This window comes from Caballeronia sordidicola, assembly GCF_002220365.1.
Lineage (GTDB): Bacteria > Pseudomonadota > Gammaproteobacteria > Burkholderiales > Burkholderiaceae > Caballeronia > Caballeronia sordidicola_C.
Genome location: NZ_MTHB01000110.1, coordinates 27,758 through 44,080 on the forward strand (window position 1 = coordinate 27,758; position 16,323 = coordinate 44,080).

Below are 16,323 nucleotides of genomic sequence, written 5' to 3' on the forward strand. Positions count from 1 at the left end.
CATTATTCAAACGTGCGCGCTTCGCATTTTGTTTTACATGACTCACCGTCATTTTTCGCGGTTATTGTTATGGGGATGTTATGGGAACGTTGAAGTGCGCTTGGTGTAAATGCTGAGGTCCGTGCCGATGAAACCGGTTAGTCTGTGGGCGATCCCGGATAGCGGCGATGATTAACAAATCGAGCGAAAGGCATATGTCAGCATCCGTCGCAAATTCTTCGACCAAAGTTGTCCAAGGTGCACCCGTTTTGATGCTTGGCGCGGTAGGCGTCGTTTTTGGAGACATCGGGACAAGTCCGCTTTACACCCTCAGGGAATGCCTCAAGGCCGCGGGCGGAGTCAGTCAGGCCAATGTGTTCGGCATCGTGTCGCTGATCCTGTGGTCGATCCTGATTGTCGTCACGCTGAAGTACGTCAGCTTTGTCATGCGGGCAGGCAATGACGGCGAAGGCGGCATTCTCGCGCTGACCGCGCTGGCATCGGGCGTTGCTCCCGAGCGCTTGCGTAATGTCCTGCTGACGCTGGGCGTGTTCGGCGCGGCCATGTTCTATGGCGACTCCATGATTACACCGGCTATTTCCGTCATATCGGCGGTAGAGGGCGTGACGCTGATCGATGCCCAGCTCACCGCCTGGATCGTGCCCATTTCATTGGTTATCCTGACGGGTTTGTTCGCCATCCAGAAACACGGGACCAGTGCGGTGGGGAAGGTCTTCGGGCCGGTCATGGTGGTCTGGTTCGTGACCTTGGCCGCGTTGGGCCTGCTGCATATTGTCCAGCATCCGGTCATTCTTGAAGCGGCTTCGCCAACCTTCGCCATATCGTTCCTGGCGCATAGTCCGGGCACGGCTTTCATCGTGCTGGGTTCGGTTTTCCTCGCGCTGACCGGCGGTGAAGCCTTGTATGCGGACATGGGGCATTTCGGTAAAAGGCCGATCCGTCTTGCGTGGATGTTCCTCGTCTGGCCGAGCCTGGTCATGAACTATTTCGGCCAGGGCGCGCTTGTCATGATGCATCCGGAAACGCTCAAGCAACCGTTCTTCGAGTCGGCTCCCTCCTGGGGGCTTGTCCCGCTCGTCATTCTGGCGACGGCGGCAACCATCATCGCGTCGCAAGCAGTGATCTCGGGCGCGTTCTCCATGACGAAGCAAGCGGTGCAGTTGGGTTTCCTGCCGCGCATTCCAATCGTTCATACGTCGACGCATGAGATCGGCCAGGTCTACGTGCCGTTCATCAATCTCTCGTTGTTCGCGGCTGTCGTGTTCCTGGTGGTGTTCTTCAAATCATCCGATAACCTCGCGTCTGCCTACGGTATTGCGGTCGCTTCCACCATGTTGCTCACCACTTTGCTGATGTACTTCATCACGCATTGCCTCTGGCACTGGAAACCGCTGGCAACGGCGCTTGTCATCGGGCCTTTTGCGGTGGTCGATGCGGTGTTTGTGTCGAGTAACGTCAGCAAGGTGCTCGATGGTGGCTGGTTTCCGCTGCTGGCAGGTGCTACGTTGTTCACGGTCATGACAACGTGGCACAAGGGACGTGAAACGCTGGTCGACCGGATGAAAGCGGAGAACTTGCCGCTCAAGGACATCATTCATTCGTTATGCCGGGGCAGCCATCCGCCGTCCCGCGTGGACGGGACGGCCGTGTTCCCGGGCGGCGTGGCCGGCATGACCCCAACGGCGTTCATGCACAACCTCAAGCACAACCGCGTACTGCACAAGACGAACATCTTCCTTGCCGGCACGACCGACAACGTGCCTCACGTCAGGGACGCTGACAAGGCAGTAGTGGAGGATCTTGGCGATGGTTGTTACGCGGTCAGGGTGCGTCACGGCTTCATGGAGATTCCCGACGTGCCGGTGCTTCTGACGCTGATCCAGAAGCAGATTCCCGGCTGGACCTACGACGCCGCCGATACCTCGTTTTTCCTCGCCCGCGACACGATTCGTGCGACCGGTGAAAGCAAGACGATGGCGCTTTGGCGCGAAAAGCTGTTTGCGTTCCTCGGTCGTAATGCGGCGCAAGCGGCGGAGTACTACAGCTTGCCGCCTAATCGCGTGGTCGAACTGGGCGGACAGATCAACATGTAAGGTTGGGTGTTGAAGGCGTTCTGGTTCTGCTGCCTTTTCGACCGCCAAGCCATGATTGCCGTATTGGAGAACGCTTAGCATACTGACGTTTCACCAGGGGGAGCCTGCTCGGCTGAGAGGTTCCGGCAACGGAACGACCCCTATACCTGATCCGGATAATGCCGGCGTAGGAATGGAGAATTCGATGTTTCAAAGCCACTGTATGACGGCATTGCACTGCGTTTGCCGTCCATCGCTTTTCATCCCTCTGTTGGTCCTGACTGCGTTGCTGCAATGACGCCAGTCGTGATTGGGCTTGCGCTCTTCGCGGCCGTCTTGCACGCAACGTGGAATGCCGTTCTCCGCACGGGGTCCGACCGACTCTGGTCGATGACCGTCATGAGCTTCGCAACCACGCTCGTGGCCATTCCGTTCGCTATTGTGCTGCCCTTGCCGTTCGCGGCGGCGTGGCCTTATCTCGTCCTGTCGTCGTGCATGCAGGTCGGCTATAGCGTCTTCCTGGTCCATGCCTATCGATACGGCGCGTTGGGACAGGTGTACCCCATCATTCGAGGCAGCGTGCCCTTGCTGGTCACGCTAGGCGGTTTCCTGACGACAGGCCAGCGCTTGTCCCCGGTTGCGCTAACCGGCGTTGTCCTGGTGGCGCTTGGAATCATGAGTCTGGCTTTGGGGCGGCACAGGGCGTCGAAGGAGTCGATCGTGCTGGCGCTCGTTACAGCCTTGTTTATTGCTGGCTACACGACGACTGACGCAATCGGGGTCCGGCATGCCGGTAATGCGCGCGCTTATGCCGCCTGGATTTTCCTCATCTACGGCGCGCTGATGCCTGCGGCTTTTATCGCGGTGCGAGGGACGCTGTCGCTGGACATCCGCTCGCCGGAAACGTTGAAGGCGCTGGCGGGCGGAGTCATTTCTCTCATGGCCTATGGCGCGGTGATATCGGCGCTGGCGCTTGGCCCGGTGGGTCCGATTTCGGCGTTACGTGAAACCAGCGTGGTTTTCGCAGCATTGATTGGCCGGATTTTCCTCGGCGAAGCGCTGACGATTCGCCGCGTCACGGCTTGCGCCGTGGTTGCGCTGGGCGCGTCTTGTCTTAGTTGATTTTAACGATATAAAAGGCGCGAAGGGCCGGTGGCCGCATCGCGCTTTAACCACATTGCGGCTAGCAAGCCGCCACGCAAAAATTCATGCCCGTGCTTAGCCTCGGATTGAACGCGTCGGCTTCAATACATCTATCAATGCCCTAAGCGTTGAGGTGTGGTGCTGAGCGGTCAGGCGTAGTCCGCCAAGTGGCTTATCATGGCTAAAACCCTCTCCAGTGCAAATGTGCTGATGGAATACAGCACAAGGAAGCGGGGCCGACTGCTTGCCTATGCGCGTCTCACCCGCGCCGGAGAGGACGGAACATGACTGCATCGAACGAAACCGGGCACGTCGCCAGGAGGGGCGTCATCACGCGCTTTTATCGCGCCATCGAGCTTGCGGATATACCGCTTCTGCGCACGGCCGTCACTTCCGACTGGCAGTATCTTCCGAGTGCATCGGGACAACCGATCGGGGCGGAGCAGCTTGCTCCCATGCTGGCAGATCTGTTGCATGCGCTGCCCGATATGAAAATCATCCTGCTCGATGTCCTGATCCACGATGCCATGGTCGGCGTGCGTGCAAAAGTCACGGGCACGCAGTCGGGACCGCTTATGGGCATTCCGGCCACTTCCAAGGTGGTTGATTTCGCGATTCATTCTTTCCATGAACTTCGCGATGACCGCATTGCCAAGACATGGCACCTTGAAGATTGGCTGGGTTTGTTCCGGCAAATTGGCGAGTTGCCACCGGGCTTGACGAACCGTCCGGCTTAGGAAGTCAGGAAGGGCGCGGTGGACACCCACAGGAGCGGCCACCGCACGGGGACGAGTTGGACGATCGATTTACCGATTCCGATGTTGCCGCCGGCCAACGGCATCGCGGTAATGGGAAACCGGGATAACGATTTAAGTCGAAGCTCCGGATAAGAATGCGCATCAGCATGCCGGGTTACCGGAGAGGTTGGCAAAAGCGCACATGCCGGCTACTTGTATCAGGCGCCTCGTTCATCGTTGTAGAGGTCATAGGGTATGCCGCATGCGGGGTCGGCGCTGGCGAAATGCGCGATGATGCGAGGGCGGCCAGGACCCAGCGCAGCTCGGCCGCCCATGATGCGCAGACCCGTCAGACGCAGCGGGGTCCTGGGGGGCACGATGACATGATCGGCGAGCAGCGCTGTCGACAGATTCTTCTGTGGGACCGATTCGTCAAAGATCGAGAATAGCTGGTAGGCCCCGTCGCGCGGTTGCGCTTGCACCGCGTTAATCGCCCATGCGGCGGCGTTACGCGGCAGGACAAAGGCGCACTGGACGCCGAGGTCGGCAAAATGCCGGCCTCGGCCGCGTTGTAGCGCGGCGAGTCCGGCGCAAGAGACCTGCGACACCCGGTACGAGGTGCCCACGTAATCCTGCATCAACTGCAATTCGTCGAGGAAACGCTGCACGATCGCGTCCGGCGCTACGGCGCTGCGCAGCATCGCGCCGACATGGCGATGGCCGCCGTCGACAAAATCAGTAATGGCAGTGTGCAACTCCGCATTGGAGCGCCGTACGAGTCTGTCGATTCGCCGGAGATCGAGAGGACCTGGCACGGGGGAATTATTCATTTCGTCCTGAGGGGGAGGGCGGGATTCGAAGCGGGGCGGCAAACCGGATGCCGCCCCGAAACCGGCCGAGGCTACGCGACGGCCGGCTGTTTAAGGCGCTGTCAAGAGGCGCTTGTTCCCGATGAGCCAGATGAGCCAGATGAACCCGACGAACCCGCTTGGCCCATCATTGACGTGAGCATGCTCATAATTGGCGAAACCGCTGACGCCGCCGCGGAAATGGCGGTTTTGATGAGGTCCATGATCTGGCCCATTATTTCGCCAGCGCCACTCCCGCTCCCCTGTGCCGATGAGTCGGCGCTCTGTGCGGCTTGGCTGTCACCGCTCCCCGTTTTGTCGGTGTTGTGCATGTGCACGGACAAATGCGCGTCGGTCTGCGTGCCGCCTTGCGTCGTCGCGGACGTGCTGCTCGTGTGGAACGACTTGCTGTTGTCCGTGTTGCTGATTGCATTCGTCATAATCAAATCCTTTGATTAAAATTCAAGCCAGTCAATTTTTGTTTCGCGTGAGTAATTACGCGTCGTGTTCTGCGGTTATCACACCGCCGCATAGGGGATAAATGAATGTGTCTATTCCGATGAACCTCCTTGCAAGTTATTGAAGCGCATTGGCTGGCGCGTCCGGGTCGATGGTCTTCATATTGATCAGGTGCTTTTGTTCCATTATTTGGGTAACACAAATTATTCTGATAAGCCCGGTGAAGTTGCAGACGGTTTCTTGTGTCATATCAATATCAATAGCCCATTTTGAGATTAGTTTGCCGACCGTCAGGGATTCTTGGCGCGCGATTTCTTCGATGATTCGCCAATAAATCTCCTCGAGTCGCAGGCATGTCGCAAATCCGTTGATTCTGATGGAGCGCAGTCTTGGCTTCGCAAGCTGAGGGCTGAAGTTGCAATACTGGGTCATTCGCATGTCGGTGGGCCTGCACGAGTCGGCAGGTGCGAAATCCGTAGATGCAAACTGCCTGTTAAGGCCTCAGAGCCCATTGATGGCCCACACGCGTTCGAAGAATTCTGAAAATTGCGGCTTGGATTGAATGGTTCGTTTGTCATGATCGGATTAATCAGGTTGGCAAGTTCGTCTATCCTCTCTCTCTGCTAACCCGGCAGGTCATACAGATATACGACTTGCAACGATCTGTTATTCCGACTTATTTTTAAGATAGAAAAATTCATCTGGATGAATTTTAGGAGTGTGTGAATTTTTGTGCTTTTGAATTATTTTAATCAGAGGCAATGCGCCCATTTTGATCCTCGGCGGGCGTCGTATATGTGTATGACCAGGGGGTATTGAAACAACATTAAATTTCTCCCTGACGTAATCAATAAACGCAGCTGGGGATTTTTAATGCTAATGATGTGGCGCAATGATTCGATCATCGAGAAGGGGGGCGGAGCTCCGTCCTTACCGCAGTGCGCGATCCGGGAAGCCGTGCGCCACATTGCGTGGCTGCTCGGCGTCGCTTGTCCCGTACTGCTGATGCCGGCGGCCGACGCCGCGACGCCCGTTTGGCAGGGTGCACCGATTCACTACGCAGTGAACGGCGCGCCACTGCCCGATGTGTTGCGCGACGTGCTTGCCGTCGAGGGCCTGAGCGCCGACATCGGCCGCGAGGTAAAAGGAGCGGTCAACGGCCGCTTCGACGACACGCCGGGCAATGTCTTCATCCAACTGGTAGAGGCTTACGGCCTCGTCTGGTATTTCGACGGCAAGGCGATGCATGTCTCGACGGCTTCGGACGTGCGCAGCCGGGTTATCCCGTTTGCGCCGATGACCCGCGAAGCGGTGGCGTCGTTGCTTCGCAACCTCGATCTCGACGACCCCCGCCTGCCGATCAAATACTCGGCGACCACGGTCAAGGTTGCGGGCCCATCGAAATTCGTCGACGCGGTGGCGGAGGCGATCGACAAGGCGCAGCAGCAAACGAAGGTCGAGCCGTCATTCGACGAGACCGTCATCCGCGTTTTCCCGCTGCGCTACGCGCAGGCGCAGGACGTCCGTTACACGGTCGGGGCGCAAGAGCAGGTGGTGCTGGGCATCGCGTCACTGCTGCGCCGGTTGATGTCGGACACCTGGCAGGCTACTGCGCCGCGCACAACGCGTGAGCGCACCGATGCGCGCGCCAGCGAACGACGCGCACGCGGCGGCCCGCCGCCGCTGCCAAGCGTGCTCGGCCTCGGCCTTGGCAGCGTATCGTCCGAAGGCGACGGTGAGCGGGTGCCACTACCTGGCGCTGACTCTGACACCGCGCAGCCCGCTGCGACCCCCGCGCGCCGCAACATCGTCGCTGACCAGCGCACCAACTCGGTGGTGGTCAGCGACCTTGTGTCGATGATGCCGAACTACGAGCGTGCCATCGCGATGCTCGACCAGCCGCAGGAACTGGTTGAGATCGACGCGGTGGTGATCGACGTGTCGTCGATTGCGGCGCGTTCGCTCGGGGTGCGATGGGGCGGCGCGAATGGCCGGATCAACGGCGCCGTCGGGACCGAGAGCGCGCCGCTGCGCTTCGGCGCCCCCGGCCTGACGACGCCAGCCAGCGCGATGGCCGGACTGAATCTCGCGACGCTGGTCGGCAATTCGGCGCAGTACCTGTTTGCACAGATCCAGGCCTTGGAAGAGGCCGGCAAGGCGCGCGTGCTGTCGCGCCCGCAGGTGCTCACGCTGAACAACACGGAAGCTGCCCTGACTTCGCGCAGTTCGGTGTATGTGCGCGTGGCGGGCAACCAGGCCGTCGACCTCTTCAACATCGACACGGGGATGACGCTCAAGGTAACGCCAAGCATCGAATCGAGCGGCGAACCGCGCCGCAATATACGGCTCAACATCCAGATCGAAGACGGCACATTCAATACGACGATGGCGGTGGACGGAATTCCAAGGGTCGACAACCATTCGGTCGTCACTCAGGCGATCGTGCGCGACGGCGAGAGCCTGCTGATAGGCGGTTATCAATACGAGCGCAGCGAGAACACCACATCGAAGGTGCCGGTGCTCGGCGACGTGCCGTATCTTGGCGCGCTGTTCCGCGATACCCAGACCACGCACGAGCGCCTCGAACGGCTGATCCTGATCACGCCGCGCCTCAAACGCGTCTCGGGTGACGCGGAGCCGAACGTGGTACCGGTCGTCGCGGGAACGACGATGGGCGCCGCAAGTTCGGGTCCGGATGCCATCCTGGCGCAAAGGGTTGCTGTAGCGACGTTGTTGCGCGCGCCGGTACCTTTGTCGGGCAGTGCCGCGGCAGGTTCCGCGGACCCGGTCCAAACGAGGGTCGCTGTTGCACCCGATGTCGAGGCTGGATCGCGGACGCCGGCGCAGGCCGCGGCAAGCGGGACGCCGCAGTTATCGTCGCCATCGCATTTGTCATCGCCAGTCTTGCCGACGGCGACCAGGATGCCGTGGGAGAACCGCTATGACCGCTGATGCGCTGATCGTCGTGATGGGCGGCGTGCACGCCGGCGCGAAAGTGGCGGTGCCGGCCGGCCGGCCGCTGCGCATAGGCAGCGGCGCCGATGCCGACCTGATGGTGATAGACGAAGGCGTCGAACCACTGCATCTCACCGTCGAATTGCGCGGTACGGCGCTCGCACTGGTTGCTCACCAGCCGAAGGTCGCGGTGTTCGGCCGGCCCTTGCCGCCGGGGCGGCGCGTGACACTTGCGCGCGGCGCGCGGTTTTCGGCGGGTGTCGTGACCTTCCAGTTCAGTGGCCACCGTGCGCCGGGCGCAACGATTGTGCGTAATGCCGAGCGCGCTTATCTGCTGCGCCATGCGCCCCTTGTGTATCTCTCCAGACGCTGGTCGGATGCGTCGCCCGTGACAAAAGCAATCGTCCTCGGGACGCCGTTCGCAGTCGTGCTGCTGACGTGGATCGCGTCGAGCCAGTGGTCCGGCGTAACGCGCGTGACGCGTCCCAACGAAGCGTTCAGTCTGGTGACGACGCATATCGACCCCAAGTCCGGCGCGCTCGTCTACGAAGGTTATGTACAGTCGCCCGCCGATCTGTCTGCACTGACCGCTAGTGCGTGGTCGCAGAAGCGCTCGCCGGTGATGCACGTGATCGTGCTCATGCAGTTGCAGGAGCAGGTTGGAGAGTTTCTCGCGCGCTACTACCGTGGCGCCGAGGTACGCCCCGCGGAGCCCGGTACGTTCACTGCGATGCTGCCCGCGACCCAGGGGTTTCTGTCGCCCGAATCATGGGATTACGCACGCGTTGCCCGCCTGGCGCGTGCCGAGATCAGCGGGCTGGGTGGTGTCACTTTTCCCGGCCACGCGCAGGAAGGCGAACGGGTGCGTGTGCCGCTCGAAGCACTCGGCCTGAATCTGCTCGCCAGCCGTCATGCAGTCTGGCTCACGGATGCACAGGGCGTGCGCTACTTCCCAGGTGCACGACTGCCCATCGGACGGGTCACGCAAATCTCGACCTGCTCCGCTTATGTCGTGCGCGACGACGATGGTTCAACCTACGAATTTTTTATGGATGCTGCCCATGCCCCCAAGAAATGCCAGTAAAAGCACGTTTGGCGCGTGCGCCGATTTACCGCTAGAGGCTCAACTTGCCGAAACCGGCGGCGCCGGGCGCGAGATCATCGCGACACGGCTGAGCGCTGAGATCGGCCGCATGAGCGGTGCGCTTGTGACGGCATCGCCGACTGTGAAACATGAACTGACTCTGCTTGTCGAGTGTTTGCGAGCGGCTCGACAGGTGGTTGAACGAGGCGCGAGCTTCATAAACGCTCGGGATTAAATTTAGGAGTACCGAAAATGAGTGAAGTCAATACGACGATGTCCCCGAATTCGGGGGCCAGCAGTTCAAGCAGCGGCGGCAGTGGCGGCGATTCGGTGGTCGGCAGCGGAGGAGGTGTATCGGCCCAGAAGGTTGTCGAAGTGCTGGCGAAGATTCTCACAAAGCAGAACAAGGACTTCGATACCAAATTGAAGGCGGCCGAAGCCGCCGACAACAAGCAGCAGAACGTCGAAATGCTGAAGGTCCAGCAGGCGATGGGCGCGGTCAACACGACCCAAAGTGCTGCAACGGCTTGTATTCAGGGCCTGACTGACGCGCAGAAGGAAACGGCGCGCGCTAGCAGATAACGTTTTTTTAACCAGGACGGAGACGTCCTAGCGGCGTCTTCGGGAGCATTGCAGATGCAGGACGACACACTCGAATTACTGATTTCGATCGGTCACTACGCTCGCGTTCACAGACGCTTCGACGAGGCGCGCTACCTGTTCGACCGGCTGGTCTTGCTGTATCCGCAGCGGGCCTTTCCGTACCTCGGGAAGGGTCTTGTCGAACTCGATCTTGCGAATTACCGCGGCGCATCGCTGCTGTTCAGCATAGCGCTCGACGTTGTGCCGGACAGCGCGCTGGCACGCGCCTGGCTCGGCGTGTGCCAGATTTTCGAAGGCCACTACGCGCTCGGCGCGCGCACGCTGACGGCGGTGGGGGACAGCGACGAACCTGGTGCGAGTTCGATGGCGGCGGCATTTCTGAATCTGCCCGAATGCGCACCTTATACCCGCGCCGCTCGCGCCGCGCAGGCCGCGCCCGCTGCGGCTCCCCTTTCAACCATAGAACGACTGACTAATCTAGGCGGGCATTGATATGTTGCAACCCCCGGTCACCACCATGCCGACGCAAGCCGGCCCATTGTCCCCTGTGACTCCGGCCGCGGGCCTGTCCGCCGCCGGTACGGGCGACAGCGCTTCGCTGGTCGAGCGTCTGCTGGCGCACGCGCAGAACGCGCAGGATGCGTCGCAGCAGCAACTGACGCAGCACCTCGAGCAACTCGACTCTGGCCGCATCTCGACGTCCGACATGCTGCGTCTCCAGGCCGACATGGGCGCCTTCGCGGTGAAGGTGCAGATGACGGTGCGCGTGGCCGACGAGATCGGCCGCGCAATCCAGACGCTGACGCAGCGAAGCTGATGCGCCGCGCCCTGATCCTGCTGCCGGTCGTGCTCTTCCTCGTCGGCTGCAGAACCTCGCTTTTTGAAGGCCTGGACGAGGACCAGGCGAACCGCATCATCGCCGCGCTGAGCCATCACGGCATCAGCGGCTACAAGGAACGCAACGCGGACCGGACCTGGAACATCTCGGTCGACGACACCGATGCGGTGGTCGCCACCGAGCTGGCTAGCGCGTATGCACTGCCGCGCGGTGGCCACGCGAATCTCGGCGACCTGTTTAGCCGCCAGGGGTTGATCTCGAGCCCAGAGGAGGATCGTATCCGCTACGTGTATGGGCTGTCGCAGGAAATGTCCGAAACGCTCGAAAAGATCGACGGCGTACTGCTCGCCCGCGTGCACATCGTGTTGCCCGAAAAGGATCCGATGGATCCCGCGAAGGACACGCTGCCGTCGGCGTCCGTGATGATGCGCTACCGCAGTGACTACAACCTCGAACTGATGCGCGACCGGATTCGCGCGCTGGTAGCGGGCAGTGTGGAAGGGCTGACGCCCGAGCGCGTGTCGCTGACGTTGCTGGCGGTGACGCCGGTGCTCAGCTTTCCAAGCAACTGCGCGGACGGTGCCGATGTCGCCAGTGCCGCGGGCGCGGTCGATGCGACGGCTTGCGAGCGCGACAGCAGCAAAGCGTCAATGCGCGCGACGGCAATGCTGTACGTGTCGGCCGTGGTCGTGCTGCTGGTGGCCGGGTTCATGTGGTTGTGGCACTCGGAAAAGCGTACGTGGTTCAAACGGAAGACGCGCGGACTACCGCCTGAAGACTCCCGGCCGCCTGTGCATAACGGGCAACACGACGCGTCTGACGCGAACACCGACGACACCGCGGACGCCGGAACGCCTCCGTCGAAATCCACAACCCGTATTGGAAGCGACACATGAAGCACGCCTATACCTGCGCACCCGCCCATTGGGCGCATCACAGCTGGCTCGAAGCCGGACAGCCGATTCGACAGGAGCGCGGCGCGCGAGCTGCCCATGCCTTTCTGTACAGCCGTTACCCGCAACTTGTTCAGGTGGCGCTTGCCGACGTGCCTCCAGTTCTGCCGCTCTGGCCGCGGCCAGCGTGCGCGCGGTTATGCCGGATCGTTGCAGCGCTCGCGTTCGCCCGTTCGTTGCGCCGCGTAGTCGCTGTCCGGGCCCGTGCCGCGCTGGCGGTCAGCGTCGCGCCCCGCGTGCTTATTGCGATTCAACGGCACCCGCGTGCCGACGCGGCCGACCTGAGAGTCGAGCCGCCACCATCGCTATCCCGTCGGAGCGACATGACGGCGCTCGGACTGGCGTTGGCGATGCAGGCTGCTGCGGACTCCCGCTATGCGTTCTGGTGGAGCCTGCGCCTGCCGCGCGATATATCGGAGGCCGCTATGCACTACCGCGTGCAAGGATTGTCGGCGCTCGCCGCGCAGGAGCTGGTTGCCGACGCGCGGCGTCTGATGGAGGCGCACCTATGCTGATCTGTCGAATGGGCGCGTGGCGAATCGAATCAGACGGCCATTTGAGCGCGATCGAACTGGCGTCGCTCGAAGGCATTCGTGCAGTCGAAGCTGAGCGCGCAGCCGAAGCGGCACAAGAACGCACTCACCTCGCCATGCAGGTGCGCGAACTCAAACGCCGTGCGTGGCGTCGCGGTCAATCGGCCGGCAAGGCCGCTGCGTTGCGTGAGCATGTTCGACACGCGGCGGCGGCCGCCTTTGCCGCGCATCGCCTGCAGGACCGCCTGACGCAGATCGTGCTGAGCGCGGTGTGTGACATTGTCGGTGGACTGCCGCCGTCGGCCACGTTGACCAATCAGTTGCGCCGCGCGGTCGCCGTGTCGCAGTCGCAACGACTCGTGTCTGTGCGCGTTGCCACACCGGTGTTCAAGGAAGCCACCCAACTGATCGCAGCGATCGAGCAGGAACTCGGCACGCCGTTTTGCACGGTTCTGGCCGATGCGGGATTGCCTGCCCATTCGTGCGTCATCGAAACTGAAGCTGGCGTGATCGATGGCGGCCTGAAGATGCAACTTCGGGCGCTGGAGCGCGGCATTCGAGACGGCGTGGCAGAAGTGTTGCGTACCTATGACCTGGCTGACGGGTCGGGGCGTACAGCGCTCGACACCATCGAGCGTGGCGTGCGGCAAACGCTGGCCCTGCTGGTCACGCCACAGGCGCCACCGCCGCCACGGCCCACCTCGCCGGATCCGGCTCGCGTCGTTCAACGCCGGTTCGCGCGGGAGGCAGCATGAGTCTCTGGCCGGATATGGAAACCCTTGCGCGGGCCGACGCAGAGCGCCACAACCTGGCGATCCGGCACTTCGGCCGGCCACAGGCGGTGCGTGTCGGCGCGCGCCGCTTCACGCTGGAGTTCGAGCCTTGCCGTGCGCGCTATCCACTGCTGGTGTCCGGCACGGCGGGGCAAGCGCCGTTTAGCGCCGCGTGCGATGCCGGCGCACTGCTGCCCGAACTGGCGCAGTCGGTGATCGTCGAGCGCGGTGACACCGCCCTGATGCATGTCGTTGACGCGCTGAGTGACTGGTTGTGCGCGCTCGAAGGGCTGTTCGGCTTCACGATCGACGTCACCACGGTCGCTTTCAATGCATCCACACCACCGGGCGCGTACGGCATTGCCGTCACGCACGCTGCGAGCGGTCGTGCTGCTCACTTCTCGTGTTGCAGCCCCGCGGTCGATGCCTGGCTGCAACGACGCATGCCTGTGCCGCTGTCCAGCGATGCGCTGCTGCGCCGCCTGTACGTGCGGTTGCCGATCTGTATGCCTGGCCCGTCAATGTCGCTGCCGCGTTTGCGCAAGATCGCGGTGGGCGACGCCCTGCTGTTCGACCGTAGTTCGTGTTACCTGCGCGTGCCTTTGCGGTTGGGCGCGTGCCGGATTTTGTTGAAGTTCACTGAGGAGCACACCTTGATCGACCATGTACTGAATGATGAAATTCCGCCCGCTGAAGTGACCAGTGAGCTGTTGCCTATCGACTCCCTGACGTTCGCGTTCGACGCGATGCTCGCCACGCTGTCGTTGTCGGTCGCTGAACTGGCGCATCTGCGCCAGGGATCGATCGTCGCATTCCGGCTGCCCGCGAATGAGCGAAAGGTCACGCTACTGTGCCAGGGCATTCCGTTCGCGCGTGGCGAGCTGATCGACATCGAGGGTTCGTTAGGCGTGCGCGTAACCCGGCTAACCCATGAGGATCTGCCGACATGATTCCTCAACTCGATCAGGTGCAGACAGTCGGCATGTTTTTCATGCTCGGTCTGCTACCGCTTGCGGTCGTGATGACGACTTCGTTCACGAAGTTCAGCATCGTGCTCACGCTCCTGCGCTCGGCACTCGGCGTGCAGCAGGCGCCGAGCAACCTGGTGATCTCGGGGATCGCACTAGCGGCGACGCTGGTCGTGATGTCGCCCACTATCGCGAAGATCGAAGCCGCGCTACCGGCCGGCGACAGCGGTGAAGTTGCGATGCCTCGTCCCACCGAGCTGTGGCAGGCGGTGCGCGGGCCGCTCGGCGAATTCATGCTGAAGCATTCGCGGCCCGACGAGCGGGCGTTTCTCGTCGGCGCCGCGAAGCGGATCGATCCCGCGCGCGACGCCAGCGAGGCCGATTTCCAACTGCTGGTTCCCGCGTTTCTGATCAGCGAAATATCGAGCGGGTTCGAGGCGGGTTTCCTACTCTATATCGCTTTTCTGGTGGTCGATCTGGTAGTCGCCAACGTGCTGACCGCCATGGGCATGATGATGCTGTCGCCAAGCACGGTATCGATCCCACTGAAGCTTTTTCTATTCGTGTCGGTGTCAGGTATCTCAAAGCTGATGCACGGCCTTATCTTGGGCTATGCCAAATGAACAGTGCCCCGTCCCTTGCCACGTTGTCCAGCGATGCACTCATGCTGGTGTTCTGGTTGTCGCTGCCGGCTCTCGCCGTGGCGACTGTCGTTGGTTTGCTGATCGGGCTGTTGCAGTCGGTCACGCAGATACAGGATCAGAGCCTGCCTTACGGCGCGAAGATCATTTGCGTCGGTGCGGTGCTGATCGTTACTGGTCCTTGGGCGAGCCGCGAGCTCACGCGCTTTCTCACCCATGTGTTTACCTTTATCGCTGCGGGGCGCCTGCATTGAACATGAACTACATTGGCTATGTCGAGGGTTTTGCGTTCTGTGCGATCAGACCCGCCGTGGCGCTGGTCCTGATACCGTTTGGTCAGAGTGGTTCACTCGGCATCCTGCTACGGCTGCCGATGCTGCTTGCGTTGGCCATGCTGCCTCAGCAGATCGGCTGGCCGGCGCCACTGCTGCCGGCAATGTGCGTTGAAGCGGCGACCGGTGTTGTGCTCGGCATGCTGCTCGGCACGATCTTTCATGCGGCGGCGGCGGCCGGCGCAATACTGGACCAGCAGGGCGGCTACTCCAGCGCGTCGATTTACGATCCGCACTTCCAGCACGACGCGGCGCTATTCGAAACGATGTTTTCGCAATTTGCGGCACTGACGCTCTTTACAGGGCCAGGCATGCCGCTTCTGTTTGGCTTTTTCACGGATGCGTGGGTGTTATGGCCACCGGGCCGCTTGCACATAGATCTGAGTGACGTGTTCCGGGAGATTGCGTTGCGTGACCTGCCCGGCGCGCTGACTGAAGGCGTACGGCTCGCCAGTCCGTTGCTCGGTCTCGTGCTGCTGATCGATATCGCCTTCGGGTTGATGTCGCGGCACGCAAGGCGGCTCAATCCGTTTGCCACCGCGCGCACCGTCAAGGCAATGATCCTGTCGTTTGCCGCGATGCTCAGCGTACCGCCGCTTTTTGCGCAGTTACGCATCGCGTTCGATCATGTGATCCATCTGCGATGAGTAACAAGACCGAAGCCCCGACCTCCAAGCGGATCCGCCGTGCACGCAAGGACGGCGAGATCGCGAAGAGCACGCATCTGACGGTCGCGTTCAGCGGTCTGTGCTGGTGGCTCTATCTGTTCATCGAGGCCCCGCGGCTGTATGCGTTGGGCGCGAGGCTGATGGTGCATATGACAACGCTCGACGCCACCGTTGCGTTCGGCGATCGGCTTGTGTCGACGTTCGCCGCGCTGAGCGCGTTCATGCCGGCAATCCTGACTCCGCTCGGCATCGGCGCGCTTGCCGTTCTGGTGCCGGAATTGATGCAGACGCGCGGCCTGCTCGCGTTCAAGCGCGTGATACCCGACGTGAAGCGTCTGAACCCGGTCAACGGCCTCAAGCAGATGTTCAGCTTGCGCCTGCTGTGGGACATCGTGCTCACGCTGGTGCAGTTCGCGATCCTGCTATTTCTGTTCGCGCAGGCGCTCGCCGCATGGCTGCGGCAGCTCACGCCGATCTGGGCCTTCTCGTTGCCGGTTCACCTTGGCTATACGGCGATGTCGCACTCGCATCTGCTGGCCTGGATGGCGGCATCGCAGATCGTGCCCGCCGCCGCCGACTATTTCATCCAGCGCTTTCTGTGGCTGCGCGGTTTGCGCATGGACAAGAGCGAAATCAAACGGGAATTCCGCGACGACGAAGGCGACCCCTACGTAAAGAACCGTCGCCGTACGCTTCATCGGGAGCTTGGTCAATAA

General features: G+C 61.5%; 20 protein-coding genes and 1 riboswitch. Of the genes, 17 read left to right on the forward strand and 3 right to left on the reverse strand.

Annotated elements, in window-relative coordinates:
- Positions 1–194 precede the first annotated feature (194 nt).
- From BSU04_RS17265 to BSU04_RS17275, 3 genes are all read left to right on the forward strand, one after another.
- Complete coding sequence (locus BSU04_RS17265) at positions 195–2,093, forward strand: potassium transporter Kup (protein WP_089161748.1); 1,899 nt, start codon at positions 195–197, stop codon at positions 2,091–2,093.
- 86 nt (positions 2,094–2,179) lie between these two features.
- A riboswitch (TPP riboswitch) is annotated at positions 2,180–2,283 on the forward strand.
- An 83-nt stretch (positions 2,284–2,366) separates the two neighbouring features.
- Positions 2,367–3,194 (forward strand): DMT family transporter, encoded by an 828-nt coding sequence (locus BSU04_RS17270; protein WP_089161983.1) that lies wholly within the window; start codon positions 2,367–2,369, stop codon positions 3,192–3,194.
- Positions 3,195–3,499: 305 nt separating this feature from the next.
- Positions 3,500–3,952, forward strand: a complete 453-nt coding sequence (locus BSU04_RS17275; protein ID WP_089161749.1) for an ester cyclase — start codon at positions 3,500–3,502, stop codon at positions 3,950–3,952.
- 218 nt (positions 3,953–4,170) lie between these two features.
- Here BSU04_RS17275 and BSU04_RS17280 read toward each other — a convergent pair whose 3' ends face one another.
- The 3 genes from BSU04_RS17280 to BSU04_RS17290 all read right to left on the reverse strand — a co-directional run bounded on the left by BSU04_RS17280 (position 4,171) and on the right by BSU04_RS17290 (position 5,697).
- Positions 4,171–4,782 carry a hypothetical protein gene (locus tag BSU04_RS17280; protein WP_144021260.1) on the reverse strand — a complete coding sequence of 204 codons (612 nt, stop codon included), beginning with the start codon at positions 4,780–4,782 and terminating at the stop codon, positions 4,171–4,173.
- A 101-nt stretch (positions 4,783–4,883) separates the two neighbouring features.
- Positions 4,884–5,240, reverse strand: a complete 357-nt coding sequence (locus BSU04_RS45495; RefSeq protein ID WP_144021261.1) for a hypothetical protein — start codon at positions 5,238–5,240, stop codon at positions 4,884–4,886.
- Positions 5,241–5,376: 136 nt separating this feature from the next.
- Positions 5,377–5,697 carry a ribbon-helix-helix domain-containing protein gene (locus tag BSU04_RS17290; RefSeq protein ID WP_089161752.1) on the reverse strand — a complete coding sequence of 107 codons (321 nt, stop codon included), beginning with the start codon at positions 5,695–5,697 and terminating at the stop codon, positions 5,377–5,379.
- 435 nt (positions 5,698–6,132) lie between these two features.
- Here BSU04_RS17290 and sctC point away from each other — a divergent pair, with 435 nt between their 5' ends.
- From sctC to BSU04_RS17360, 14 genes are read left to right on the forward strand one after another with little or no spacing between them, the layout of a single operon-like run.
- Positions 6,133–8,211: a type III secretion system outer membrane ring subunit SctC gene (gene sctC, locus BSU04_RS17295; RefSeq protein WP_089161753.1), complete on the forward strand. Its 2,079-nt coding sequence runs from the start codon at positions 6,133–6,135 to the stop codon at positions 8,209–8,211.
- A complete protein-coding gene (locus BSU04_RS17300; RefSeq protein WP_089161754.1) occupies positions 8,201–9,298 on the forward strand; it encodes an FHA domain-containing protein in 1,098 nt (365 codons plus the stop codon). The genes sctC and BSU04_RS17300 overlap by 11 nt, the downstream gene beginning before the upstream one ends.
- The gene (locus BSU04_RS17305) at positions 9,276–9,533 is read left to right on the forward strand and encodes a hypothetical protein (RefSeq protein WP_256982913.1); all 258 of its coding nucleotides are present in this window, start codon (positions 9,276–9,278) and stop codon (positions 9,531–9,533) included. The genes BSU04_RS17300 and BSU04_RS17305 overlap by 23 nt, the downstream gene beginning before the upstream one ends.
- Before the next feature lie 17 nt (positions 9,534–9,550).
- A complete protein-coding gene (locus BSU04_RS17310) occupies positions 9,551–9,880 on the forward strand; it encodes a hypothetical protein (RefSeq protein ID WP_089161756.1) in 330 nt (109 codons plus the stop codon).
- Between the two features lie 54 nt (positions 9,881–9,934).
- Positions 9,935–10,393 (forward strand): tetratricopeptide repeat protein, encoded by a 459-nt coding sequence (locus BSU04_RS17315; RefSeq protein ID WP_089161757.1) that lies wholly within the window; start codon positions 9,935–9,937, stop codon positions 10,391–10,393.
- Between the two features lies 1 nt (position 10,394).
- Positions 10,395–10,718 carry an acyl carrier protein gene (locus tag BSU04_RS17320; RefSeq protein ID WP_089161758.1) on the forward strand — a complete coding sequence of 108 codons (324 nt, stop codon included), beginning with the start codon at positions 10,395–10,397 and terminating at the stop codon, positions 10,716–10,718.
- On the forward strand, positions 10,718–11,635 hold the full coding sequence (gene sctJ, locus BSU04_RS17325; protein WP_089161759.1) for a type III secretion system inner membrane ring lipoprotein SctJ: 918 nt from the start codon (positions 10,718–10,720) through the stop codon (positions 11,633–11,635). Before BSU04_RS17320 ends, sctJ begins: the two co-directional genes overlap by 1 nt.
- On the forward strand, positions 11,632–12,207 hold the full coding sequence (locus tag BSU04_RS17330) for a hypothetical protein (protein ID WP_089161760.1): 576 nt from the start codon (positions 11,632–11,634) through the stop codon (positions 12,205–12,207). Before sctJ ends, BSU04_RS17330 begins: the two co-directional genes overlap by 4 nt.
- Complete coding sequence (locus tag BSU04_RS17335) at positions 12,201–12,980, forward strand: flagellar biosynthesis protein (protein ID WP_089161761.1); 780 nt, start codon at positions 12,201–12,203, stop codon at positions 12,978–12,980. Before BSU04_RS17330 ends, BSU04_RS17335 begins: the two co-directional genes overlap by 7 nt.
- Positions 12,977–13,948 (forward strand): FliM/FliN family flagellar motor switch protein, encoded by a 972-nt coding sequence (locus BSU04_RS17340; RefSeq protein WP_089161762.1) that lies wholly within the window; start codon positions 12,977–12,979, stop codon positions 13,946–13,948. Before BSU04_RS17335 ends, BSU04_RS17340 begins: the two co-directional genes overlap by 4 nt.
- On the forward strand, positions 13,945–14,589 hold the full coding sequence (sctR, locus tag BSU04_RS17345; RefSeq protein ID WP_089161763.1) for a type III secretion system export apparatus subunit SctR: 645 nt from the start codon (positions 13,945–13,947) through the stop codon (positions 14,587–14,589). The genes BSU04_RS17340 and sctR overlap by 4 nt, the downstream gene beginning before the upstream one ends.
- Complete coding sequence (gene sctS / locus BSU04_RS17350) at positions 14,586–14,861, forward strand: type III secretion system export apparatus subunit SctS (protein WP_089161764.1); 276 nt, start codon at positions 14,586–14,588, stop codon at positions 14,859–14,861. The genes sctR and sctS overlap by 4 nt, the downstream gene beginning before the upstream one ends.
- A 2-nt stretch (positions 14,862–14,863) precedes the next feature.
- Positions 14,864–15,586 carry an EscT/YscT/HrcT family type III secretion system export apparatus protein gene (locus BSU04_RS17355; protein ID WP_089161765.1) on the forward strand — a complete coding sequence of 241 codons (723 nt, stop codon included), beginning with the start codon at positions 14,864–14,866 and terminating at the stop codon, positions 15,584–15,586.
- Entirely contained in the window at positions 15,583–16,323 is a 741-nt protein-coding gene (locus BSU04_RS17360) for an EscU/YscU/HrcU family type III secretion system export apparatus switch protein (protein WP_089161766.1), read from the forward strand. Before BSU04_RS17355 ends, BSU04_RS17360 begins: the two co-directional genes overlap by 4 nt.